The 23,660-nt window shown below is 68.1% G+C and carries 22 protein-coding genes; 6 read left to right on the forward strand and 16 right to left on the reverse strand.

What is annotated here, in order from left to right:
• Positions 1-70: 70 nt before the first annotated feature.
• From VG561_RS18120 to rpmB, 7 genes are all read right to left on the reverse strand, one after another.
• A complete protein-coding gene (locus VG561_RS18120) occupies positions 71-397 on the reverse strand; it encodes a low molecular weight protein tyrosine phosphatase family protein (RefSeq protein WP_032960648.1) in 327 nt (108 codons plus the stop codon).
• Positions 398-518: 121 nt separating this feature from the next.
• Positions 519-2,711, reverse strand: coding sequence for a DNA helicase II (gene uvrD, locus VG561_RS18125; protein ID WP_014648867.1), 2,193 nt, complete (start codon positions 2,709-2,711; stop codon positions 519-521).
• Positions 2,712-2,720: 9 nt separating this feature from the next.
• Entirely contained in the window at positions 2,721-4,142 is a 1,422-nt protein-coding gene (locus tag VG561_RS18130; RefSeq protein WP_423179852.1) for an FAD/NAD(P)-binding protein, read from the reverse strand.
• Positions 4,143-4,187: 45 nt separating this feature from the next.
• On the reverse strand, positions 4,188-5,606 hold the full coding sequence (gene cls / locus VG561_RS18135) for a cardiolipin synthase (protein WP_423179862.1): 1,419 nt from the start codon (positions 5,604-5,606) through the stop codon (positions 4,188-4,190).
• Between the two features lie 125 nt (positions 5,607-5,731).
• A complete protein-coding gene (locus tag VG561_RS18140) occupies positions 5,732-5,980 on the reverse strand; it encodes a hypothetical protein (RefSeq protein WP_126411524.1) in 249 nt (82 codons plus the stop codon).
• Between the two features lie 472 nt (positions 5,981-6,452).
• A complete protein-coding gene (rpmG, locus tag VG561_RS18145) occupies positions 6,453-6,620 on the reverse strand; it encodes a 50S ribosomal protein L33 (RefSeq protein ID WP_169411268.1) in 168 nt (55 codons plus the stop codon).
• 10 nt (positions 6,621-6,630) lie between these two features.
• Positions 6,631-6,867 carry a 50S ribosomal protein L28 gene (gene rpmB, locus VG561_RS18150; protein ID WP_005411638.1) on the reverse strand — a complete coding sequence of 79 codons (237 nt, stop codon included), beginning with the start codon at positions 6,865-6,867 and terminating at the stop codon, positions 6,631-6,633.
• A gap of 279 nt (positions 6,868-7,146) precedes the next feature.
• Between rpmB and VG561_RS18155 the strand changes: the two genes are divergently transcribed.
• Complete coding sequence (locus VG561_RS18155) at positions 7,147-8,361, forward strand: glycosyltransferase (RefSeq protein WP_423179853.1); 1,215 nt, start codon at positions 7,147-7,149, stop codon at positions 8,359-8,361.
• Positions 8,362-8,374: 13 nt separating this feature from the next.
• Here VG561_RS18155 and dnaQ read toward each other — a convergent pair whose 3' ends face one another.
• Both dnaQ and VG561_RS18165 read right to left on the reverse strand, forming a co-directional pair.
• The gene (gene dnaQ, locus VG561_RS18160) at positions 8,375-8,884 is read right to left on the reverse strand and encodes a DNA polymerase III subunit epsilon (protein ID WP_014648871.1); all 510 of its coding nucleotides are present in this window, start codon (positions 8,882-8,884) and stop codon (positions 8,375-8,377) included.
• 146 nt (positions 8,885-9,030) lie between these two features.
• Positions 9,031-9,924, reverse strand: a complete 894-nt coding sequence (locus VG561_RS18165) for a LysR family transcriptional regulator (protein ID WP_423179854.1) — start codon at positions 9,922-9,924, stop codon at positions 9,031-9,033.
• Between the two features lie 108 nt (positions 9,925-10,032).
• On the opposite strand from VG561_RS18165, the gene VG561_RS18170 reads away from it, so the two are divergent.
• The 5 genes from VG561_RS18170 (at position 10,033) to VG561_RS18190 (ending at position 16,728) form a co-directional block, all read left to right on the forward strand.
• Positions 10,033-10,422 carry a RidA family protein gene (locus VG561_RS18170; protein WP_014648873.1) on the forward strand — a complete coding sequence of 130 codons (390 nt, stop codon included), beginning with the start codon at positions 10,033-10,035 and terminating at the stop codon, positions 10,420-10,422.
• Between the two features lie 241 nt (positions 10,423-10,663).
• Positions 10,664-10,996 (forward strand): hypothetical protein, encoded by a 333-nt coding sequence (locus VG561_RS18175; protein ID WP_164076983.1) that lies wholly within the window; start codon positions 10,664-10,666, stop codon positions 10,994-10,996.
• 56 nt (positions 10,997-11,052) lie between these two features.
• The gene (locus tag VG561_RS18180; protein WP_423179855.1) at positions 11,053-12,306 is read left to right on the forward strand and encodes a TolC family protein; all 1,254 of its coding nucleotides are present in this window, start codon (positions 11,053-11,055) and stop codon (positions 12,304-12,306) included.
• Positions 12,303-13,508: an efflux RND transporter periplasmic adaptor subunit gene (locus VG561_RS18185; RefSeq protein ID WP_126411526.1), complete on the forward strand. Its 1,206-nt coding sequence runs from the start codon at positions 12,303-12,305 to the stop codon at positions 13,506-13,508. The genes VG561_RS18180 and VG561_RS18185 overlap by 4 nt, the downstream gene beginning before the upstream one ends.
• A 10-nt stretch (positions 13,509-13,518) precedes the next feature.
• The gene (locus VG561_RS18190) at positions 13,519-16,728 is read left to right on the forward strand and encodes an efflux RND transporter permease subunit (RefSeq protein WP_049442091.1); all 3,210 of its coding nucleotides are present in this window, start codon (positions 13,519-13,521) and stop codon (positions 16,726-16,728) included.
• Between the two features lie 95 nt (positions 16,729-16,823).
• Here the strand turns inward: VG561_RS18190 and VG561_RS18195 are convergent, their stop codons facing one another.
• The 7 genes from VG561_RS18195 to VG561_RS18225 all read right to left on the reverse strand — a co-directional run bounded on the left by VG561_RS18195 (position 16,824) and on the right by VG561_RS18225 (position 23,562).
• Positions 16,824-18,596, reverse strand: coding sequence for a DUF885 domain-containing protein (locus VG561_RS18195; protein ID WP_049442093.1), 1,773 nt, complete (start codon positions 18,594-18,596; stop codon positions 16,824-16,826).
• 212 nt (positions 18,597-18,808) lie between these two features.
• Positions 18,809-19,156 (reverse strand): lipid-A-disaccharide synthase N-terminal domain-containing protein, encoded by a 348-nt coding sequence (locus tag VG561_RS18200; RefSeq protein WP_014648879.1) that lies wholly within the window; start codon positions 19,154-19,156, stop codon positions 18,809-18,811.
• The gene (locus VG561_RS18205) at positions 19,156-19,878 is read right to left on the reverse strand and encodes a glycosyltransferase family 2 protein (RefSeq protein WP_005420380.1); all 723 of its coding nucleotides are present in this window, start codon (positions 19,876-19,878) and stop codon (positions 19,156-19,158) included. The genes VG561_RS18200 and VG561_RS18205 overlap by 1 nt, the downstream gene beginning before the upstream one ends.
• A 90-nt stretch (positions 19,879-19,968) precedes the next feature.
• Complete coding sequence (locus VG561_RS18210) at positions 19,969-20,934, reverse strand: NAD-dependent epimerase/dehydratase family protein (RefSeq protein ID WP_014648881.1); 966 nt, start codon at positions 20,932-20,934, stop codon at positions 19,969-19,971.
• A 45-nt stretch (positions 20,935-20,979) separates the two neighbouring features.
• Complete coding sequence (locus VG561_RS18215; RefSeq protein WP_049407664.1) at positions 20,980-21,714, reverse strand: suppressor of fused domain protein; 735 nt, start codon at positions 21,712-21,714, stop codon at positions 20,980-20,982.
• Positions 21,715-21,841: 127 nt separating this feature from the next.
• Positions 21,842-22,765 carry a ParB/RepB/Spo0J family partition protein gene (locus VG561_RS18220; RefSeq protein ID WP_014648883.1) on the reverse strand — a complete coding sequence of 308 codons (924 nt, stop codon included), beginning with the start codon at positions 22,763-22,765 and terminating at the stop codon, positions 21,842-21,844.
• The gene (locus VG561_RS18225) at positions 22,765-23,562 is read right to left on the reverse strand and encodes a ParA family protein (RefSeq protein ID WP_014648884.1); all 798 of its coding nucleotides are present in this window, start codon (positions 23,560-23,562) and stop codon (positions 22,765-22,767) included. Before VG561_RS18225 ends, VG561_RS18220 begins: the two co-directional genes overlap by 1 nt.
• Between the last annotated feature and the right edge of the window lie 98 nt (positions 23,563-23,660).

Consider the following 23,660-nt stretch of genomic DNA (forward strand, 5'->3'; position numbering starts at 1 on the left):
GGGGGGCCGATGCTGGGCTGCTTTTCGCGCCAGACGCCGCCGAGCATCGGCTCGGCTCTATAACAGCCTGTCAACGCAGGAACGGCGTGACCTTGCGCTTCAGCAGTTCCACCAGCACCGGGTCCATGTACTCGTAGTCATCCGGAATATCCAGGCAGATCACCCGCTTGCCGTTCAACCAGGCCTTGTAGCGGCTGGACAGCCGGTTGCGGTGGGCGCGCTCCATCACGAACACGATATCGGCCCACTGCAGCAGCTCGGGGCTGAGCACTTCCTCGGCGTCGGCCAGCAGCCCGGCCGAGGCGGTCTCGATGCCCGGCCAATCGGCGAATACCTGCTCGGCCGTCGGGCTGCGCAGGCGGTTCTGGCTGCAGAGGAAGAGCACATTGCGGGTCATGAGCGCAGCCTAATGGGGGCAGAGCCCTTTTCCAACGGAAAAGGCTCCGGCCCCAACCACGTGCATTCCGCGATGGGGTCAGAGCCCTCCCTGCGGGAGGGATCCGACCCCTCGACGGCGATCAGATCACCGTCAGGTTGGCGTAGGCCATCACCAGCCACTTGCTGCCGGCATCAGCAAACTCGACCTGCACGCGGGCGTGCGCGCCGCTGCCTTCGTAGTCGGTCACCATGCCTTCGCCGAACTTGGGATGGGTGACCAGCGCGCCGAGCTTGACCGGCGGCGCCTCGATCGAGGCATGGCCCATCACCCGGCTGGCGCCCATGGAGGCCGGCCGCGAGACCTGCACCTTCGGGCGCACTTCGTGCAGCAGTTCGCGCGGAATCTCGCGCAGGAAGCGTGACGGCAGGCTGTAGTTGTCCTGGCCGTGGATGCGGCGCGATTCGGCATAGCTCAGCACCAGCTTCTGGCGCGCGCGGGTGATGCCGACATAGGCCAGGCGGCGCTCTTCTTCCAGCCGCCCGCTTTCCTCCAGCGAGCGTGCGCTGGGGAACAGGCCTTCTTCCAGGCCGGCCAGGAACACCAGCGGGAATTCCAGGCCCTTGGCCGAGTGCAGGGTCATCAGCTGCACGCCCTCTTCGCCCGCCTGCGCCTGGCCCTCACCGGCCTCCAGCGCGGCATAGGCCAGGAACGCGACCAGCTCGTCCATGTCCTCGCCCACTTCCTCGATGTCGTCAGCCCGGCGCACGAAGCGCGAGGCCACCGAGACCAGTTCGTCGAGGTTGTCGGTGCGCGACTCCGAGTCCAGCGCATTGCGGCTTTCCTTGCTCCAGTGCTCGCGCAGCTGCGAGCGGGCCAGCACGTGGTCCACGCGCTCGGCCAGGGTCATGTGCACAGTCTGCGCCTGCAGCTCGTTGACCAGCCCCAGGAAGCCGGCCAGCGCATTGCGCGCGCGTGCGGCCAGCGCGTTGCCCTGGGTGACCAGCATCGTTGCTTCCCACAGCGAGATACCCTGCGCGCGTGCCTCGCGGCGCACTTCGTCCAGCGTGCGGTCGCCGATGCCCCGGGTGGGCGTGTTGACCGCGCGCTCGAACGCGGCGTCATCGTTGCGGTTGGACAGCAGGCGCAGGTAGGCCAGCGCGTCCTTGATTTCGGCACGCTCGAAGAAGCGCATGCCGCCATACACGCGGTACGGCACCTGCTCGCTCAGCAGCGCCTCTTCCAGCGCGCGCGACTGCGCGTTGCTGCGGTAGAGCACGGCCACTTCGGTGTAGCTGCCACCGTCGCGCACCCACTGGCGGGCGCGCTCGACGATGTAGCGCGCCTCGTCCATCTCGTTGTACGCGGCGTACAGGTCGATCGGCTCGCCGTCACCGCTGTCGGTCCACAACTGCTTGCCGATGCGGTCGGGGTTGTGCGCGATCACCGCGTTGGCAGCGCCGAGGATGTTGGCGGTGGAGCGGTAGTTCTGCTCCAGGCGGATGGTCTGCGCGCCCGGGAAATCGCGCAGGAAGCCCTGCACGTTCTCGACCTTGGCACCGCGCCAGCCGTAGATGGCCTGGTCGTCGTCGCCGACCACGAACACGTGGCCGGAATCACCGGCCAGCACGCGCACGAAGGCGTACTGGATGGCATTGGTGTCCTGGAACTCGTCCACCAGGATCTCGCGGAAGCGGGCGCGGTAGTGCGACAGCAGCGCCGGGTTGTCGCGCAGCAGTTCGTGCGCGCGCAGCAGCAGCTCGGCGAAGTCGACCAGGCCGGCGCGGTCGCAGCGCGCCTGGTACTCGATGTAGGCCTGGCGCATGGTCTCCAGCCACGCGTCGTGCGGTTCGGGCTGGATGTGCTGCGGGCGGCGGCCCTCGTCCTTCTGCGCGTTGATCCACCACGCGATCTGCTTGGGCGGGTACTTGCCGTCGTCCAGCTCCAGCGCCTGCACCACGCGCTTGACCAGCCGCAGCTGGTCATCCGAATCCATCACCTGGAAGCCTTCGGGCAGCTTCGCGTCCTGCCAGTGCAGGCGCAGCAGGCGGTTGGCCAGGCCGTGGAAGGTACCGATCCACATGCCACGGCTGCCATGGGGCAGCTGGGCATCGATGCGGTGGCGCATTTCGCCAGCCGCCTTGTTGGTGAAGGTCACCGCGAAAATGCCATGGGTCGGCACGCCATCGACTTCATGCAGCCAGGCGATGCGGTGGGTGAGTACGCGGGTCTTGCCGGAACCGGCACCGGCCAGCACCAGGTGGTGGCCGGGGGGAGCGGAGACGGCTTCGCGCTGGGCCGGGTTCAGGCCATCAAGCAGGTGGGAGACATCCATGCCCCCATTTTACGGCATCGCCGTCGCGGCTCCTGCGACCACCTGGGTGGCCAGTGCCTGCGCCTGCTGACGCAGTTCAGGCACCGCCAGGCTTTCCCACAGGCTGCCGATGCGCAGGCTGCCGAGTACGCCCAGCCGCGCCTGCGGCTGGCCACCGGCGGCACGCAGGCGGTCGCCCGGCACTGTGCTGTCCAGGCCCAGCCCGTGCGGGCCGGGGCGGGCCAGGCCATCGCTCTGCAGCTGTTGCAGCAAGGGATTGCGCAGCGCGCTGGCGCGGGTTTCCACGCCGGTGGCGTTGATCACGCCGCCGATCGTCCAGTGCTGATCCTTGCCGGAGGCGTCGCGACCCGACAGCCGCAGGGCATCGCCTTCGCGGCCGATGCGTTGCAGGCGGGACCGGTGAATACGCAGTTGGCCGCTTTCGATCAGCGCCTGCAGCTGTGCGTCGACCTCTTCGGCGATGCGGTGGCGGTGCACGTCCCAGTAGCGCACCACATGGCGCAGGAAGCGGCGCTGGTCGGCCGCGTCGAGGCTGCACCACAGTGCCTGCCCGTGCGGACGAATGCGGTCCATCACCCCCTGCCACGGCAGACCATCGGCCTGCGCCTGGCGCGCGAACCCGCGCAACGCGCGCAGGCGCTGGCGCAGGCTCATCGGCAGCAGCGCAGCCGGGTCGAACGAGGGCAGGCCGCCATGCGCATGCGGCAACGGCAGCAGCCCATGGCGCGAGATCACGTGCAGCGGGCCGGTGTGGCCGGCAGCGACCAATGCCAGCACGGTGTCAGCCATGCTCAGGCCGGAGCCGACGATGGCCACGGCCTGCTCACCGGCCAGGGTGCGTATGCCGTCGTAGTCCCAGGCCTCGATCACGTCATCGGCGGGCAGTGCCTCGGCACCGGCTACCGGCAGCGGCCGCATGCTGTTGCCGGTGGCGAGCACTGCCTGTGCGGCGTGCAGCGTCTGGCCATCGCCGAGTGCCAGCTGGTAGCCGTGGTCATCCGGCTGCAGGCCCAGTACCGGCTGCGCGATCACCTGCAGCTGTGCCGGGCTGGCCGCGGCGGCCTCCTGCAGGCGCCGCTGCAGGTACGCTGCAAAGTAGTGGCGGCACACGTAACGCTCGCCCAGCACCTCGCGCGCCTCGCCCGGGTAGGCGTTGGCGGCCATCAGGTAGTCGAGGAAATCGCCGGGCTGGTCGGCAAACGCACTCATCTTCGCCGCCGGCACGTTCAGCAGGTGCTCCGGCCACGGCGTGGCATAGGCGATGCCCTGCGCCAGCTGCGAAGCCGGTTCGAAGATGGCCAGCGCCAGCGGCGCCTGGGCCTGGCGCAACACCTGGATCGCCACCAGCACCCCGGCCGCACCACCACCGATGATTGCCAGGTCCAGTTCGCCATTACGCGGTGAATCAGTCATGCGCCGATTGTAGGCCATCGGCGATGACGGGCCGGATTGCCGAAGCGGGCGGTTGCCGCCGTTTCACATCAACGCATCGGCCAGCCGTGCGATACCTTCGCGGCTGCGCCGCCACGTGGGACGGCTGCGCCACTGCTCCAGGTCCAGCTGCCGCGACTCGCGCAGGTAGCCATCCTCGATCGCGCACAGCTGCTGCACCAGCGCACGGTCGTAGCAGACCAGGCCGATTTCGGCATTCAGCGCGAACGAGCGGATGTCCATGTTGATCGAGCCGAGCACGGCGATGTCCTCGTCCACGCTCATGTGCTTGGCATGCAGGAACTGCGGCTCGTACAGCGCGATGCGCACGCCACAGCGCAGCAGCTCGTCGTAGTAGGCCTCCTGCGCCCACGACGTCAGTCGCTGGTTGTTGCTGGCCGACAGGATCAGCTGCACCTGCACGCCGGACAAGGCCGCAATGCGCAAGGCGCTGAGCGTGGCTTCGTCGGGCACGAAATACGGGGTGACCATCACCAGCCGGCGCCGCGCCAGGTGGATCAGCGCCGCCACCGCATCGCGTGCGTTGCTGTAGGGATAGGCGGGGCCGCTGGGCAGCAACTGGGTGGCGATGTCGTCGCTGCACTCGGGCACATCGGCGATCACGTCCAGGCGCTGGCCGGTTTCCATGTACCAGTCGCTGGCGAACACCGCTTCCAGATGCGCCACCGCCGGGCCGCGCACGCGCGCCACCAGCTCGCGGTTCGGGTGGCCAGGCACGAACTGCGGGCCGGCCAGGTTCTGCGAACCGACATAGGCCACTTCGTTGTCGATCACCGCGATCTTGCGATGGTTGCGCAGGTCCATGCGCCCGCTGCGGCGCCAGCGCAGGCCACCGGGCAGCATCGCGCGCACTTCGATGTCGCGCGCCTGCAGGCGCTTGCGATAGGCACGCAGGCCGCGCTTGGCGCCCACCGCGTCGAGCAGCACGCGGCACTGCACGCCACGTGCAGCCGCACGCTGCAGGGCCTCGACGATCGCCTCGCCCACCGCGTCGTCGAACATCAGGTAGTACAGCAGGTGCACGCGGTCTTCGGCCTGGTCGATGTCGGCGATCAGCGTGTGCAGTGATTCGTCGTAGTCGGTCAGCAGATCGACGGCGTTGCCGTGCACCGGCATGAAGTCGCCCTGGCGCTGCACCAGCGGCACGATCTCGGCGCTGGCGGTGTCCGGCTGCGGTGTCCAGCGCAGGCGATGCTGCAGCGCCTGTTCCTCGCGGATGACCTGCGAGGCCTCGGCCTGGCGGCGGATGCGCTCGCGCGACAGCCATGGGTGGCCGAACAGCAGGTACAGCGGCAGGCCCAGCAGCGGCACGAAGCCGACCAGCAGCAGCCAGCTACGCGCCGCCCCCGGCGTGGTGCGGGTGGGGATCCAGCACAGTGCAACCAGCCGGATCAGCCAGTCGATCAGCAGCAGGTACGAACCCAGCAACCACTCGAACAGCATCGTGTCGCCCGTCGGGAGGTGATGGGCCATTCTGCCCACCGGCCCTTGTGGAGTCGAGCCGCGCTCGACGGCCTTCCGGTCCGACCGCACAGCAGCCGAGCGTGGGCTCGGCTCTACAGGATGGCTCAATGCCGCACCGGCACCTCGCACAGCCGCCGCACCGCGTCGGCATGGCGGCGGCCGTTGAGCGCCATGCAGGCGATCGCCTGTGCGGCCCGCTCCAGCTGCGCCTCCGGCAGCGGCGACGGCGCGCCGTTGGCCAGTGCCAGATGGTGGTCGCACAGCAGCAGCGCCATGCCCTCGATCCCTTGCAGCATGCGCTGCAGGCGCAGCCAGCCCAGTTCCAGGTCCTGCCGGTGTGACGGGGTGTTCATGCAACCTCCTTCAACGGATCTGGCCACCGTGAAGGTGGCGGACGATGCGTGGTTGCAATACCGGGAACGGTAGCCACCAAACCGGCGGGCGCGAGGCCCCCACGCACCGTCCGCCAAAGAGGCAGATGGGTCGCCCGCCGTCGGCGGAGTTTTTCCGGCAACGGCGGGCGAGTTTACTGGCTACCGATTCGACGGGATTGCAAGCCCGACCGCTGCAACCGCAGCGGCTTGCCATCATGGGCACGGCCACGCCCGTCGTTCCAATCGATTTGAACCGTGCGAGGCGCCGGAACCGGTAGGAAGAATCACTTATCGCATTCGGCCCATCATTCCGCGCACAGCGCCATTGGCGACAGCCTGCGCGCGGAGAGGGGGCCGACCAAGGTCGGCCGCTACCGAAGTCTAGGCGGCAGACATGAAAAAACCCGCCACAAGGGCGGGTTTCTTCGCGGGGACCAGCAATCCGTGCGGATTACTTGATCTTGCCTTCCTTGTACAGGACGTGCTTGCGCACGACCGGATCGTACTTCAGGAATTCCATCTTCCCCGGGGTGTTCTTCTTGTTCTTGTCGGTCGTGTAGAAGTGGCCGGTACCGGCCGAGGAAATCATACGGACCTTATCGCGCTTGCCTGCCATGATGCTTTACTCCTCAGACCTTTTCGCCGCGCGCACGCAGCTCAGCCAGAACGGAATCGATGCCGTTCTTGTCGATGGTGCGCAGTGCATGCGCGGAAACACGAAGCTTGACCCAGCGGTTCTCGCTGGCCACCCAGAAACGGCGCTCGTGCAGATTCGGCAGGAAACGACGACGGGTCTTGTTGTTGGCGTGCGAGACGTTGTTACCCGTCTGCACTCGCTTGCCGGAAACCTGGCATACGCGGGACATTGCGCACCTCGATAGTAGTAGTTGTCAGCCCGTAGCCCGGGCGACGGCGGCCTCGATGGTTGCCCACCACACGTCAAGAGAATCAAAGGGTTACGCTGGCGTTGGGCGGCCGGGGACGTGCTCCCGGGGGCGCCGCCCGGTAGAAAACCGGACACAGCGAGCCGCGCATTATGCACGGGTTCAAGCACTTGCGCAAGTTACCCACAGGCGGGGACTGGACCGGCGGGCGGGGGGACTTCGCCAACCGGCATACTGGCCCGGATCACTGCGGAGCTTTCCATGCGGCTGCTGGCCCTGACCTACGGAACCGAAGGCGATACGCGTCCGCTGGCCATGCTCTGCCATGGGCTGATCAGCGCAGGCCACGCGGTGACACTGCTGGCCGATGGCGGCACCCTGGGCAGCGCGCAGGCCCTGGATGTGCCCCACGCGGCCCTTGAGGGTGACATCCATGACGAAGTGGTCGCCCTTGTCTCGCGGGGCAACGGTGTTGCCGCCGCCAGTACCGGTCTGGCACGGATGGCGCTGCAGCATGTCAGCGGCTGGATGCGCCAGGCCGATGCCGCCGCCGAAGGCTGCGATGCGATTCTGACCGGCGGACTGGCGGCCCTTGTCGGCATGAGCGTGGGCGAACGTCGGGGTCTGCCGGTCATCGGCACCGGCATGATTCCGCTGACCCCGACGCGGGCCTTCCGCTCTCCGTTCCTGCCGCCCGGACGCTCGCCGGGCTGGTTGAACCGGGCCAGTTACGGGTGGGTCAACGGCCTGATCTGGCGCCAGTTCCGTCGGCCGATCAACGCGGCACGCCAGCAACTGGGGCAATCGCCGCGTCGCGCGCTGTGGTCCGGCCTGCCGATGCTCTATGGCATCTCGCCGCAGCTGCTGCCGCCACCGGCGGACTGGCCGGTCGACCACATCGCCTGTGGCCAGTGGCGGCTTCCTGATGCGCCCTGGACGCCCCCGGTCGATCTGCAGGCCTTCCTCGATGCCGGGCCCCCGCCGGTGTACCTGGGCTTTGGCAGCATGACCGGGTTTGATCGCGAGCGCGTGCTGCCGGCCCTGCTGCAGGCGCTGGCGCCGCGCCGGGTGCTGCTGTTTCCGGGGTGGGCCGGGCTGCCGACGGGCGCGCTGCCAGCAGATGTGTTCGTGCTCGGCCCGACGCCACACGAAGCACTGTTCCCGCATTGCGCACTCGCCATCCACCATGGTGGCAGCGGCACCACGCATTCGGCCTGCCGCGCCGGCATTCCCTCGCTGGTGATGCCGTTCGCCGCGGATCAGTTCTTCTGGGCCGATCGCCTGTATCGGTTGGGCGTGGCACCGGCACCGTTGTCATCGAAGCGACTGGATGCAGCAACGCTGGCGGCAGCCATCACCTTCGTTGAAACCGACGCAACACGCGCACGCGCGGCAGCCCTGGGCGCGGCGATGAGCCATGAGGACGGGGTGGCACGTGGCGTGGCGATGATCGAGCGCTGGTTGCGGCCGGTGTAACAGCGGCCAGGCCTCAGCGCAGGTGCGGAATCACCTGCGCCAGCAGATGGGCATCCTTGAGCGCGCCGTGCAGGCCGCGCTGGCTGGGAATGCGCAGGCGCTGCAGCACATCATCCAGCTTGTTGCCCTGGCCGGGCCAGCGCCCGCGCGCCAGCTTCAGGCTGCAGGTGATGCGGCAGTGCTGGGCCAGCGTGCCGGGGATACCGGACAGACGCAGCTCGTTGTCCAGGAAGCCCACATCGAAGGTGGCGTTGTGCGCGACCATCTCGCTGCCGCGCAGGAAGTCGAGCAGTTCAGCAGCCTTGCTGGAAAACAGTGGCTTGCCCACCAGCATCGCATCACTGATGCCGTGCACGCGCTGTGCACCCCAGTCGACCCTGCGCTGCGGCTGCAGGTAGGTGTGGAACTGGCGGCCGGTGAGCTGGCCATCGATCAGTTCGACGGCACCGATTTCGATCACCCGGTGCCCCAGGCGGTGGGAGATGCCGGTGGTTTCGGTATCCAGTGCGACGATGCGACTCATGCGTGGCGATGTTTCCTGTTACGTGCTGTGGTGATTTTCGCATGCCGGTAGAGCCGGGCCCACGCTCGGCTGGCGCGCGTAGCGCGGGCTTGGTGATGCCAGAAGCAGCCGAGCGTGGGCTCGGCTCTACAGATGCGCGCGCGCGATCAACCCAACGCCTCCACCACCCAATCGATGAACACCCGCAGCCGCTGGCTCATGTGCCGGTTCGGCGGGAACATCACATGCATCGGCATCGGCGGCAGCTGCCAGTCCGGCAACACCGGCAACAGCTCGCCGCGCGCCACGTGCGGCTCGGCCATGTAGCTGGGCAGCGCCACCACGCCCAACCCCGCCAACGCAGCGGCCAGATAGGCGTTTCCATCATCGAAGCCGACCGTATAGCGGCCCTGCACTTCAACGCGTTCATCGCCGCGCTGTGCAATGAACACGCGTGCGCGGCCACTGCGCGGGCTGAGGAAGCCAACCATGTGGTGATCGGGCCCTTGCAGCGCGCGCGGATCGGCCGGCAACCCGAAACGCTGCACATAGCCGGGGCTTGCGCGGAAGCCGATCGGCAGCGCCGCCAGCGGCCGCGCTACCAGCGCCGGGTCGGCCGGGGTGCCACCCCGGATCACGCAGTCGACGTTGTCGGTGATGACATCGACTTCGCGGTCACTCACGCCGATGTCCAGCTGGATCTCCGGGTAGCGCGCCTGGAAGTCCGGCAGCGCCGGCACCAGCCGCAGCCGCGCGTAGGGCCCGGGCACATCCACGCGCAGCCGCCCGCGCGGCTGGGTGGCCGCGTCGCCCAGCCCGCCCTCCACTTCTTCCAGCTCGGCCAGCAGGCGGGCGATGCGCGGGTAGTAGGCCGCGCCGTCAGCGGTCACACTGACCCGGCGCGTGGTGCGGTTGAGAAGGCGCAGCCGCAGGTGTGCCTCCAGTTGCTGCACCAGCTGGGTGGCCGTGGTGCGGCTGATCTGCAGGGTCTGCGCGGCGCGGGTGAAGCTGCCGGTTTCCACCACCCGGGCAAAGGCCCGCATCGCCTCGAAACGGTCCATGGCGGGCCATGATTGTTTGGAATTGACAATCAATCTAGGCCGATCATCGCGGTTTATCCAGACAGCGCTGACGGGGAGGATGGCGTTCTCTCCCACGGGATCTTCCCCATGTCACAGCGTGATGTCGTTTTCCCCGCCGGCCGCCAGGCCCTGTACGAGCGCAACCGCTACTCGCCTGCGATCCGTTCCAACGGCTTCCTGTTCGTATCCGGCCAGGTCGGCAGCCGTGAGGACGGCTCGCCCGAGCCAGACTTCGAAACGCAGGTGCGCCGCGCTTTCGAGAATCTCAATGCGGTGTTGGCTGCTGCCGGCTGCACGTTCGATGACGTGATCGACGTGACCGTGTTCCTGGTCGATCCAGAGAAGAACTTTGAGAAGGCCTGGGCAATCGTGCCGGAGTATTGGGGCGAGGCGCCGCACCCGACCCTGACCGGTATCGGCGTGACCTGGCTGTATGGGTTCCAGTTCGAGATCAAGGTGATCGCGAAGCTGCCGTGATACGGGTAGTGCCGGCCGCTGGCCGGCAACGCGGTGGGGTCGAAAAGCGTGTCGACCAAGGTCGACACCTACCAGAGCACATGTGCGCGGCGCACCCGAACGGTGTGGTGGGGTCAGAGCCCTTTCCGGAGGAAAGGGATCCGACCCCGCGCCCGGCCCAGCTGAACGGGAGATTCCGACGAATTCCCGAAGCGTCCATTGATATTGTATCCGGCGAAAACCGCTTGCTAGCCTGCCGTCCATGCGCTGGATCACCCACCACCTCCGTTCGACCCTGCTGATGCTGCTGATGGCGGCATTCGTGGTCGTGCCGGTGGCCGACGCGCTGGCCTGCACGGTGGAACCGCATGCCAGCACGGTGCATGTGGAGTCCGCACCGGATGCCGATGGCGATGCCGACGGCAAGCACGTCGGTGCCTGTGGCCACAACCACTGCCACCACTCCAATCTGAGCCTGCCGGCCAGTACCTTCGCCGCCTTCGGTGCGCCGCTTCCGGCGCGCTGGATGAATGCCGGCGACGCGGCGACCTATGCGGTCGCCCAAGATGAACTGACGCGTCCTCCCCGGGCGTGAGTTGAGCGCGTCCCGCATTCGCGGGCTTCGGTTCCCCTCACCTCCGGAAATTCTTCATGTCGACCCTGACACGTCGGCCGCTGCGTGCGGCCGGGCGGGTCGTCGCCGTGTTGCTGGGCCTGGCCCCGGCGGCATCGGTGATGGCGCAAGCCGCCCCTTCCTACGACACCCTGCTTGAACGCCTGGACCAGCTGCCCGGCACCCGCGTCGGTGCGGCGCTGGCCGAGGCCGCCGACGCGCGCGCCGACCAGGCCCGTGCGTTGCCCAACCCTTCCCTCTCTTACTCCGCCGAAAACGCCTGGGGCACCGGCTCCTATGGCGGCATGGGCAAGGCCGATACCGTGCTCACCCTGTCCCAGCCGCTGGAGGTCTGGGGCCAGCGTGGCGCGCGTGTCCGTGCCGCCCGTGCCGAGGCACAGGCCGCCAACCTGCGTGGTGCCCAAAGCCGCAGCGACGTGGCCAGCCAGCTGGCGGTGGTCTATGCACAGGCGGAAAGTGCACTGCGCCGCTACACCCTGGCCGAAGAAGCACTGAGCCTCACCCGCGCTGACGCCAACGCGGTCAACGCGATGGTCAAGCAGGGCCGCGAGCCGCAGCTGCGCGCCGTGCAGGCGCAGAGCGAAGTCGCCAACGCCAGCGCCGCGCTGGATGAGGCGCAGGCCTTCCGCGATGCCGCGCTGGCCCGCCTGGCCGGTGCCGCGCTGCTGGATGCGCCGGTGCAGTCGATCGCCGACAGCCTGCTCGACCGCGCGCCGCCGTTGCCACGCGGTGCCACCGATACCGCACTGGCGGTGCGCATCGCTGAAGCCGAAGCCGATGCGGCGGGCAAGCTGGTCGAGGTGGAGCGCAAGCGCGCCCTGCCCGACCTGAGCGTCACTGCCGCGCAGACCCGCTTCCGCGAGGGGGGCGAGCGCGCCTACAACCTCGGGGTCAGCCTCAGCATCCCGCTGTTCGACCGCAACCGCGGGGGCATACGCGCCGCCAATGCCGACCAGCGCGCGGCCGAGGCACGCCTGGACCAGCAGCGCCGCGACAGCGAGGCGGCACGCCTCTCCGCGGTGGCCGGTTTGAAGGCCGCCGGCAGCCGTACCCGCGCCGCCGATGAAAGCGTGGTCGCCGCCGAAGAGGCGTATCGCCTGGCCCGCATCGGCTTCGACGCCGGGCGCATCTCGCAGCTGGAACTGCGCAGCACGCGCAGCGCCCTCATCGCCGCCCGCGGCACCGCCGTGGATGCGCGCCTGTCGCGCGTCGCCGCGGAAATCGATCTTGCCCGCCTTGAAGGGCGCGCACCTTTTGTGGAGGTCCCATGACGCTCTCCCGTACTTTCCCGCTGATCGGCGGCGTGCTGCTGGCCGCGCTGCTGGCCGGCTGCGCTGGCAACGCGCAGACACCTGCCAATGAAGACCCGGCTGCGGCCAAGGCCGGCACCGACGATGGCCACGGCCATGCCGCCGACAGCAAGGAGGCCAAGGCCGAATCCGCAAAGGCGCCCGCCGATGGCGATGAGGGTGTCGTGCAGCTGACTCCTGAGCAGATCAAGGCGTCCGGTATCGAAGTGGTCGCGGTCGGTCGTGGTGGCGGTAGCTCCACGCGCCTGTCCGGCCGGGTCGAACCGTCGGTCGGTGCACGCGCCTCGGTGGCCTCGACCGTGACCGGCCGCGTCGAACGCGTGCTGGTCGCACCGGGCACCGCGGTGAAGCAGAACCAGGCACTGGCGATCGTGGTCAGCGGCGAAGCGGCGGTGTTCCGCGCCAATGCGCTGGCCGCCTCGGCCGAGGCCGAGGCCGCGCGCCTGGCCTATGGCCGCGACAAGGCGCTGGTCGACCAGGGCGTGGTTGCCCGCCAGGAGATGGAAGCCTCGCGCGCACGGTCGCTGGCGGCACAGGCCCAGGCCGCTGCCGCGCAGGCCCAGGCCGCTGCCAACGGTGCGCCCGATGCCAGTGGCCGCGTGCGCATCACCAGCCCGGTGGCCGGCATCGTCGGCAACGTGCAGGTCACTCCGGGCGGTGTAGTCGCCGCCGGCAGTGCAGTCGCCGATGTCGCCGACCCGACAATGAACGAGCTGGTGTTCACCGCACCGCCGGCGCTGGCCGCACAGGTCACGCCCGGCATGACGCTGGAAGTGAGCGTGCCGGGTGGCAGCTTCACCGCCACCGTCACCGGTTCGGCCGCCGATGTGCGCCAGCAGGGCGGCGTCGCGGTGATCCGTGCCACGCCGGTGGATGCGTCGCTGCCGCCGGCCGGTTCGCCGGTCTCGGCCGTGGTGGTCACCGAAGGCCAGGACGGCTCGCTCAGCGTCCCGGCCGATGCAGTGCAGAAGGTTGATGGCAGCAGCGCGGTGTTTGTCGCCGTCGAAGGTGGCTTCAAGGCGCAGCCGGTCCTGGCCGGGCGCCGTGCCGGTGACCGCATCGAGATCCTCGCTGGGCTGACCGGCAGCGAGCGCATCGTCGGTGCCAATGCCTTCCTGCTCAAGGCCGAGCTGGCCAAGGGCGAAGCCGAGCACGGCCACTGAGGAGGCGACCATGTTCAAGCTGATCATTGAAACAGCGGTGCGCCACCGCTGGCTGGTGGTGTTCATGGCCGCACTGATCGCCGCGGTGGGCCTGTTCCAGCTGGGCAAGCTGCCGATCGACGCGGTGCCGGACATCACCAACCGTCAGGTACAGATCAACACGGTGGCACCGGCGCTGACACCGGAGCAGATCGAGCGGCAGGTGACCTATCCGCTGGAAACCGCGCTGGCCGGCATCCCCGGCCTGACCACCACGCGTTCGCTGTCGCGCAATGGTTTCTCGCAGGTCACCGCGATCTTCACCGATGCCACCGACATCTACTTCGCCCGCCAGCAGGTGGCCGAACGCATGCGCGAGGCATCGGAAGACCTGCCCGATGGTGCATCACCGATGCTGTCGCCGGTCACCACCGGCCTTGGCGAGGTGCTGATGTGGACGGTGGACTTCACCGCGTTCGATCCGGCCAAACTGGCCAAACCCGATGAAGCGGGCTGGCAGGCCGGCGAGGTCTACCGCACACCGGAAGGCAACCTGCTGCGTACGCCCGAAGAACGTGCGACCTACCTGCGCACCGTGCAGGACTGGATCATCGCGCCGCAGATGCGTTCCAGCCCGGGGCTGGCCGGCGTCGATACGGTTGGCGGCTACGTCAAGGAATACGGCGTGCATCCGGACAGCGCCAGACTGGCCGCGCATGGCCTCGGCCTGGCCGACCTGGTCACTGCCCTGCAGCGTTCCAACGTGCAGGCCGGTGCCGGCTTCGTACAGCGTGCCGGCGAGGGCCTGGTGGTACGTGCCGACGGCCTGGCGCTGACCACCGACGACCTGGCACAGGCCCCGGTGGCGACCCGCAATGGCGTGGTGGTACGCGTAGCCGATGTGGCCACGGTGGAACTGAGCCGCGCGCCGCGGCTGGGTGCGGCCAGCCGCAACGGCCATGAAGCCGTGCTGGGCACCGCGCTGATGATTGCCGGTGGCAACAGCCGCACCGTGGCCCAGGCAGCGGCCGCGCGCCTGGAACAGGTAAACAAGTCACTGCCGGCCGACATCGTGGCGGCACCGGTGCTGGACCGCAGCGTGCTGGTCAATTCCACCATCAAGACCGTCGCCAGGAACCTCACCGAGGGCGCGCTGCTGGTGGTGGTGGTGCTGTTCCTGCTGCTGGGCAACCTGCGTGCGGCAACGATCACCGCGCTGGTGATTCCGCTGTCGTTCCTGTTCGCAGTGATCGGCATGAACCGCTTCGGCATCAGTGGCAACCTGATGAGCCTGGGTGCGCTGGACTTCGGCATCCTGGTGGACGGTGCGGTGATCGTGGTCGAGTCGACACTGCTGATGCTGGGCCAGCGCCGCGCCGAACTGGGCCGCGCGCTGACCGCGATGGAACGCCTGCGCGTAGCCGCCGATTCGGCCATTAAGATGGCGCGCCCTGCGGCCTTCGGCCAGCTGATCATCCTGCTGGTGTTCGCGCCGATCCTCACGCTGGAGGGCGTGGAGGGCAAGACGTTCCACCCGATGGCGGCCACGTTCATGCTGGCCCTGGTCGGTGCCTTCCTGTTTTCCTTCACCTTCGTGCCGGCGATGGCCGCGCTGCTGGTGCGCGAGCCCAAGGTGAAGGACGGCGATGCGCACGCGGACGACGGCGAGCACGAAACCAGGCTGATCCGCGTGCTGCGTGCGCGCATCGAACCGGTGGTGCGCAAGGCCGTCGCGCACCCGCGCACGGTGCTGGCCGGTGCGGTGATGATGGTGGTGGTGGGCATCGGCGCGTTCTCGCTGCTGGGCCGCGAGTTCATGCCGACCCTGGATGAAGGCAACGTGGCGATGCAGGCCCTGCGCGTGCCATCGACCTCGCTGGAGCAGTCACTGGCAATGCAGCTGGCGCTGGAAAAGGCGATTGCCAAGCAGCCGGAAGTGGAAACCGTGTTCTCGCGCACCGGTACCGCCGAGGCGGCGATCGACCCGATGCCGACCAACATTTCCGACAGCGTGATCGTGTTGAAGCCACGCAAGGACTGGCCCGATCCGACGCTGGCCAAGGACGCACTGGTGGCGCGCTTCGAGAAACTGGCCGGGCAGCAGCTGGGCAACAGCTTCGAGTTCAGCCAGCCGATCGAGCTGCGCTTCAACGAACTGATTTCCGGCGTGCGTACCGACCTGGCCGTAATGATCTTCGGTGATGACTTCAGCCAGCTGCAGAAGGTGGCCGACCAGGTGGCGTTGAAGCTGCGTGCGGTGGATGGCGCGGCCGACGTGCGGGTAGAACAGATCTCCGGCCTGCCCACGCTCAACGTGGCGATCGACCACGTGGCGGCGGCACAGTACGGGTTGAGCGCTGCAGATGTGAGTGATGCGCTGTCCACCGGCATCGGCGGTACCACGGCCGGCAAGATCTTCGAAGGCGACCGCCGCTTCAACGTGGTGGTGCGCCTGGACGATGCCTCGCGCAACGATCCGGACCAGCTGGCCTCGCTGCCGATCGCCACGCCATCGGGGCTCGTGATTCCGTTGTCGTCGGTGGCGCGCATTACCGTGAGCGAAGGGCCGAACCAGATCAGCCGCAACAACGGCAGCCGCCGCGTGGTGGTGCAGGCCAACGTGCGCGGTCGCGATCTGGGCGGCTTCGTCGGCGAGGCGCAGGCCGCGGTGGCCGACGTGGCGCTGCCGCCGGGCGCCTACCTGACCTGGGGCGGTCAGTTCGAGAACCTGCAGCGCGCGGAGAAGCGGTTGGCAACCGTGGTGCCGGTGGTGTTCCTGCTGATCGGCAGCCTGCTGTTCATGGCCCTGCGCAGCGGCAAGGAAGCCATTCTGGTGTTCAGCTGCGTGCCGTTGGCGCTGGTCGGTGGCATCCTCGCGCTGCTGCTGCGAGGCATGCCGTTCTCGGTATCGGCGGCAGTTGGCTTCATCGCCGTCTCCGGCGTGGCCACGTTGAACGGCCTGGTGCTGATGCAGGCGATCCGCGAACGCCTGGATGCCGGCGACCTGCCGCTGCAGGCGGCGATCAACGGTGCCTCCAGCCGCATCCGCGCGGTGCTGACCACGGCGCTGGTGGCGATCGTCGGCTTCATCCCGATGGCGATTGCCAGCGGTTCCGGTGCGGAGGTGCAGAAGCCGCTGGCCACGGTGGTGATCGGTGGCCTGATCACCGCCACCGTGCTGACCCTGCTGGTGCTGCCGACCTTCGCAGCACGGGTGGCCAAGCCGCGGCCGGTGGGGTGAGGCGAGAGGGGGTCGGAGCCCTTTCCACAGGAAAGGGATCCGACCCCGTGACCGGGTCGGGTTGCCGGCCAGCGGCCGGCACTACCCTTGCACGGTCAGGCCTTCTTGCGCTCGGCGATGTAGGCCTGGATCTGCTGTTCCAACACCGGCAGCGGCACCGAGCCCTGCTTGAGCAGGGTGTCGTGGAAGCCCTTGATGTCGAACTTGTCGCCCAGCTCCTTCTCGGCCTGCGCACGCAGGCGCACGATGGCGATCTCGCCCAGCTTGTAGCTCAGCGCCTGGCCAGGCCAGGAGATGTAGCGGTCCACCTCGGTGGTCACTTCATGCTCGCTCAGCGCGGTGTGGTCACGCAGGTAGGCCAACGCCTGCTCGCGGGTCCAGCCCTTGCTGTGCACGCCGGTGTCGATCACCAGGCGCGCGGCACGCCACATCTCGTAGGTCAGGCGGCCGAAGTCCTCGTACGGGGTTTCGTAGATGCCCATCTCCACGCCCAGTTTCTCGCAGTACAGCGCCCAGCCTTCGCCATAGGCGGAGATGTAGGCGTTGCGGCGGAACTCCGGCAGGTTCTTCTGCTCGGCGGCGATCGCGCCCTGCAGCGAGTGGCCCGGATCGGATTCATGCAGGGTCAGCGCCGGCAGGTTGTACAGCGGGCGCGACGGCAGGTTGTAGGTGTTGAGCCAGTAGGTGCCCATGCCACCGCGGCCGGCCGTCCAGAACGGTGCGATGTCCGGCGGCACCGGCACGATGGTGAAGCGCGCGCGCGGCAACGTCATGTACTTGCCCAGCTGGCCATCCGCCCGCTTGGAGATCCACGCGGCACGCGACAGCAGCTCTTCCGGTGTCTTTGCATAGAACTGCGGATCGGTACGCAGGAAGGTCAGGAACTCGGCAAAGCTGCCCTTGAACTTCACCTGCTTGATGATGTCGTTCATTTCCTTCTGGATGCGCGCGACCTCATCCAGGCCGATGCGGTGGATCTCGTCCGGCGACAGGTCCAGCGTGGTGTACTCGTGGATCTGCTGCCGGTAGTACGCCTTGCCATCGGGCATCGCTTCGGCGGCCAGGGTGGTACGCGCCTGCGGCACGTACTCGTTGACGAAGAAGGTGCGCAGCTGCTGGAACGCCGGCACCACCTTGCCGCTGATTGCTTCGCGCGCCTGCGCCTGCAGCCTGGCCTGCTCGGCGGCCGGGATGGTGGTGGGCAGCTTCTTGAACGGCGCGTACAGCGGCGACTCGGTCGGGTCCTTCAGCTCGGCGACGGTGGCGATGGACACTTCGCGGCCATCGAGCACCGCGCGCGGCACGCTGAAACCACGCTTCAGGCCGGCGCGCATGTTCTCGGTCTGCTGGCCGAAGTAGCGCGGTACATCATTCAGGCGTGCGATGTAGTTCTGGTAGTCCTGCACGGTCTTCATCTCGCGCCGGGCCATGAAGGACAGGTTGGACCAGAACGAGGAATCGGCGTTGAACGGCATCTCGTAGCCGCGCAGGCGCGTCTCTTCGGCCAGGTTGAACACCTGGTCGTGGTAGATCGCGTAGTTGACCTGGTTGTCGGCCGACAGGGTCTTCGGGTCGATCTTCTTCAGCGCGGCCAGGGTCTCATCCCACACCTTCAGGCGCGCCTGCTGCGCGGCCGGGCCGACGTCGGGCATGCGGGTGGCGTTGGCCGGGGCGTCCTCGTCCTCGCTGGCCTCGCCACCGCCCTGCTGGCGCCACTTCCATTCCTTCTCGTACAGCGCGCGGAAGGCGGCGTCGGCGGGCGATTCAGTGGCCACGCCGGACGGTGCGGCGGTGGCGGGCGGCGCGGCCAGGGCCACGGCAGGGGCGGACAGGGCGATCAGCAGGGCAACGGCAAGACGGGTTTTCACGAGCACAGGTTCCCGGGAAGGCAGACCCCGATCATGGCACCCCCCATCGCCCGTGGCATGGGACGAAGGTCCTGCCTGCGCAGCAGACCGGGGCCCCGGTAGCCAGGTACGCAGTAGACCCACGTCATGCGTGGATGCGCCGCGGATCCGGACGGGGTGATCCGGACGGGGTCAGAGCCCTTTCCCATGAAAAGGGATCCGACCCCGGGGCCTCAGTGGCTGGCCTTGTCGCGCTTCCAGCCGCGGTGCTTGATGTCCAGGTGCAGGCTGTACAGCGCGGTGAACGCCGGGAACAGGTTCTGCAGCACGCCCACCGAGTCCTGCTTGGCCGAGAACAGGAAGTAGCTCAGCGTCATCAGGCTGCCGAGCACGCTCATGTACCAGAACAGGCGCGGGATCACCGGCTTGCCGGCGCGCTTGGACGCGACGAACTGGACCAGCCAGCGGCCGCCGAACATCAGCGCGCCGGTATAGCCGATCAGCTTCCAGCCGGTCACGTGCAGGCCGGTCCAGTACAGCCAGGTCAGCGGCTGGTCGAGCCAATGCAGCTCCAGATCCATCAGCGCTCCTCCACCGCGGTGCGCTTGCTGCGGGTGATCAGCCAGGCCACGCCACGCAGGTCGCGGATGCCGACCAGCGCGCGGCCGAGGTTGTTGTACTTGGACACGCCAGCGGTACGGTGGCGGTGGTTGACCGGCACGCTGGTGGTCTTCCAGCCGGCGCGCTGCATCAGCGCCGGCAGGTAGCGGTGCATGTGGTCGAAGTACGGCAGGTCGAGGAACGCGCTGCGTTCGAACAGCTTGATGCCGCAGCCGGTATCGGGCGTATCGTCGCGCAGCATGCGTGCACGGATGGCGTTGGCCCATTTGCTGGCCCAGCGCTTGCTGCCGCTGTCCTGGCGGTTGACGCGCCAGCCGGCGAACAGCTTCACCTGCGCCTCGGCGGCGTCGCGTGCGGCGAGCAGCTTGGGGATATCGGCCGGATCGTTCTGGCCATCGCCATCCAGGGTCGCGATCCACGGCGCGCGCGCGTGCTTGACGCCGGTGCGCACCGCGGTGCTCTGCCCGCTCTGGTTCACATGGTGCAGCACGCGCAGTTCCGGGGTGGTCGCCTTCAGTCCCTGCAGCACCGCCAGGGTGTCATCGCGCGAGTGATCGTCGATGTAGACGATTTCGAACGGCAGCCGGCCACGCAGCGCGGCGGTGATTTCGGCGACCAGCGGGGCGACATTGTCGCGCTCGTTGAATACCGGGACGACAACGGAAAGCTCGGGTTGGCTCATAAGGCACTCGGCCAAAGGGGGGACAAAGACCGCGCATTCTCCGCTGCCGAGGTTATCCGAAGATGAACCCCGCGGCGTGAGGATCCATCCTCAGGCGCGATCGCCAAAATACTCGCGGCACCACTGCACCACAGGCGGCAGGCCTTCTTCGATCGGGGTCACCGCATCGAAGCCGAAAGCGTCATGTGCGCGCCGGGTATCGGCCATCGTGCGCACCATGTCGCCGGGCTGCATGGGCTTGTACACCTTCTGCGCGGGGCGGCCGGCGGCCTGCTCGATCACGCTGATGAAGCGCTCCAGCTCGACCGGCGTATGGTTGCCGAGGTTGAACACCCGGTGCGGCACCGGGCCGTCGGCCGGATGCGCGAGGGCGCCGAGGATACCGGACACAATGTCGGAGACATGTGTGAAATCGCGCTGCATGCGGCCTTCGTTGAACACGTCGATCGGCCGCCCGGCCAGCACCGCGCGGGAGAACAGCAGCGGTGCCATGTCCGGCCGGCCCCACGGGCCATACACGGTGAAGAAGCGCAGGCCGGTGGCATGCAGGCCGTACAGCTGCGCGTAGGTGTAGGCCATCAGCTCATTGGCCGCCTTGGTCGCCGCGTACAGCGAACGCGGCTGGTCTACGCGCTGGTCCTCGGAGAACGGCGGCGTGGCCGAATCGCCGTAGACCGAGCTGCTGGAGGCATACACCAGGTGCTGCACGCCGCGGTGGCGGCACAGTTCGAGCATGTTGACGAAGCCGACCAGGTTGCTGTCGACGTAGGCGTGCGGGTTTTCCAGCGAATAGCGCACGCCGGCCTGGGCGGCCAGATGGATCACCGCCGTCGGCTGCACTTCATCGAACAGCGCAGCCAGGCCCTCGCGGTCGGTCAGGTCCAGCGCGCGCAGGTCCAGCGACGGGCACAGCGCGGCCACGCGGTCGCGCTTGATCTGCGGGTCGTAGTAATCGTTGAAGTTGTCCAGGCCGACCACGGCCTGGCCGGCCTCCAGCAGTGCGCGGGCGGTGTAGGCACCGATGAAGCCGGCAGCGCCGGTGAGCAGGATGGTCATGGCAGGGGCCTGGAAACGAAGTTCAGGCCCCTGATGTTACCGGTCTCAGAACAAACCGAAACGCTTCTTCGCCACGTTGGTGCGGCCGGGTTCGATTACATCCTGGATCTTCTTCGCGTCGAAGCGGTCGAGCAGCGCCTCGGCGCCCTTCCTCAGCTTCAGGTCCATCTCTTCGGGGTACAGCGGGACCAGGCTCATGAAGCTGATGGTCTTGCCGTCGTCCAGTTCCAGCGTGGCAAAGTCCTCCGGGGTGGTTACCGGCGGCAGCACGATGGCGCCGTCGAAGCCCACGCCCGGCGCATAGGGCTCGCTGGGATGGCCGTTGGGAATGGTGTGGCCGAAGCCCAGCCAGGTGTCGTACTCGTGCGGCAACCGCGCCATGCCCTTCAGCAGGCGCACCGGCCAGTAATTGCGCTCGTCCTCGAAGGCGTCCTGGGAGATGGGCCAGTCCGCCGGCAGGGTCACCATCAGTTCCATGTAGCGCGGCACGTCCGCGTCCACCTCGGCGGGCACGGTCATCGGCAGGTCGCTCATGCCGGAGGTGACCAGGCGCAGGTAAGGGCAGTGGTCATTGGCCGGCACCACGTGCACGTCGATGTGCACCAGGTCGGAGATGATCTCGTGGAAGACACCGGACACCGGGCCCAGATGGCGTTCGAGGTGGGCGCTGATCGCCTCGATGTGGCGTTCTTCGCCGGTGGCGAGCACGAAGTCCTTTTCGCGGCGATGTACCAGTATCTGGGTGCCGTCCGGGCTGACGTCCTCGTATTCGTTGCTCATGTCCTGCTCCCTGGATGAGGCCACGGACCGGAAGGCAGTGCATTCCCACGGCGCGCGCGGCGGTACGTTCCCTGTCATTGGCGGGACACGGCAGGAACGGGCCGCGCCCCCTGTCACTGCGCCGGGCTCAGCCCTGGCGCGTGCGCAGCTTTTCCAGCACGCCGTCCAGGGTATCCAGGTCGGTGTAGTGGATGATCAGCTTGCCCTTGCCACCGCGGCCATGATTGATCGCCACCTTGGCGCCCAATGCTTCGGACAGTTCGGTTTCCAGCGAGGCGATGTCGGCCTGCTGCACCTTCGGCGTGGCCGCCGGGCGGTTGCTCGGCACCTTGCCGGCGGCGAAGGCCTGCGCACGGCGCTCGACCTCGCGCACCGACCAGCCTTCATCGGCTGCTTCCTGGGCCAGCTTGCCGGCCAGCTCGGGAGCCAGGGTCAGCAGCGCGCGGGCGTGGCCCATTTCCAGGCGGCGGGTTTCCAGCAGCAGGCGGATCGCCACCGGCAGCTCCAGCAGGCGCAGCAGGTTGGACACCGCCGCGCGCGAGCGGCCGACGGCCTCGGCGGCCTCGGCATGGGTCAGGGTGAACTCGCTGATCAGGCGCTGCAGCGCCTCGGCTTCTTCCAGCGGGTTGAGGTCTTCGCGCTGGATGTTCTCGATCAGCGCCATCGCGATGACGGTGCGGTCTTCCAGCTCGCGCACCACCACCGGCACTTCGTCCAGGCCGGCCAGCTGCGATGCGCGCCAACGGCGTTCACCGGCGACGATTTCGTAGTTGCCTGCCGGCAGCTGGCGCACCAGGATCGGCTGGATCACGCCCTGCGACTTGATCGAGTCGGCCAGCTCGGACAGCTTGCCCTCGTCCATCTCGCGGCGCGGCTGGTACTTGCCCGGCTGCAGCTGGCCGACCGGCAACTTGCGCAGCACTTCACCCGGCAGCGGCTCGATCACCGCGGTGGTGGCCTGCACCTGGCTGACCGCGCCTTTCGGGCCCAACAGCGCATCCAGGCCACGGCCGAGGCCTCGCTTCTTGGCTGCCGGCTTGCTGCTGGTCATCAGACGATCTCCACGGCCTTGCCGGCCTTGTTGCGTTCGTTGTTGCGGCGGATGATCTCGCCGGCCAGGCCCAGGTAGGCCACGCCACCGCGCGAGGCGCGGTCGTAGCCGACGATGCTCTGGCCATGGCTGGGTGCCTCGGCCAGGCGCACGTTGCGCGGCACGATGGTGCGGAACACGCGGTCGCCGAAGTGCTCGGTGAGCTCGGCCGACACTGCGTTGGCCAGGTTGTTGCGCACGTCGAACATGGTGCGCAGCACGCCTTCGATCTCCAGCGCCGGGTTCAGGCTGGTGCGCAGCGCTTCGATGGTTTCCACCAGCGCGCTCAGGCCTTCCAGCGCGTAGTACTCGCACTGCATCGGCACGATCACCGAGTCGGCGGCGGCCAGCGCGTTGAGTGTCAGCAGCGACAGCGCCGGCGGGCAGTCGATCAGGATGTAGTCGTACTCGTCGCGGATCGGCGCCAGCGCGCGCTTCAGGCGCTGCTCGCGCTCGCTCTGGCCCATCAGCTGGATCTCGGCGGCGGTCAGGTCGATATTGCCGGGCAGCAGGTCGTAACCCTCGGCAGTCTGCACGCGTACATCGGCAGCGCTGTTCTCGCCGAGCAGCAGGTCACAGGTGGAGGCGGCCAGCTCGCGTTTGTCCACGCCACTGCCCATGGTCGCGTTGCCCTGCGAATCCAGGTCGACCAACAGCACGCGCTTGGGTGCGTTGGCCAGGGAAGCGGCCAGGTTGACGGCGGTCGTGGTCTTGCCGACGCCACCCTTCTGGTTGGCGATGGCGATGATGCGGGCCATGCGGGTGTGCCTCGTCGACGTGTGCTGGGACCGGTCATTATGCGTACAACCGGCCCCTTGCGGAAATCGTGGATCGCCAACCCGTTGTTCCACAAGGG

This window comes from Stenotrophomonas sp. CASM110, assembly GCF_049384345.1.
Taxonomy (GTDB): Bacteria; Pseudomonadota; Gammaproteobacteria; order Xanthomonadales; family Xanthomonadaceae; genus Stenotrophomonas; species Stenotrophomonas muris.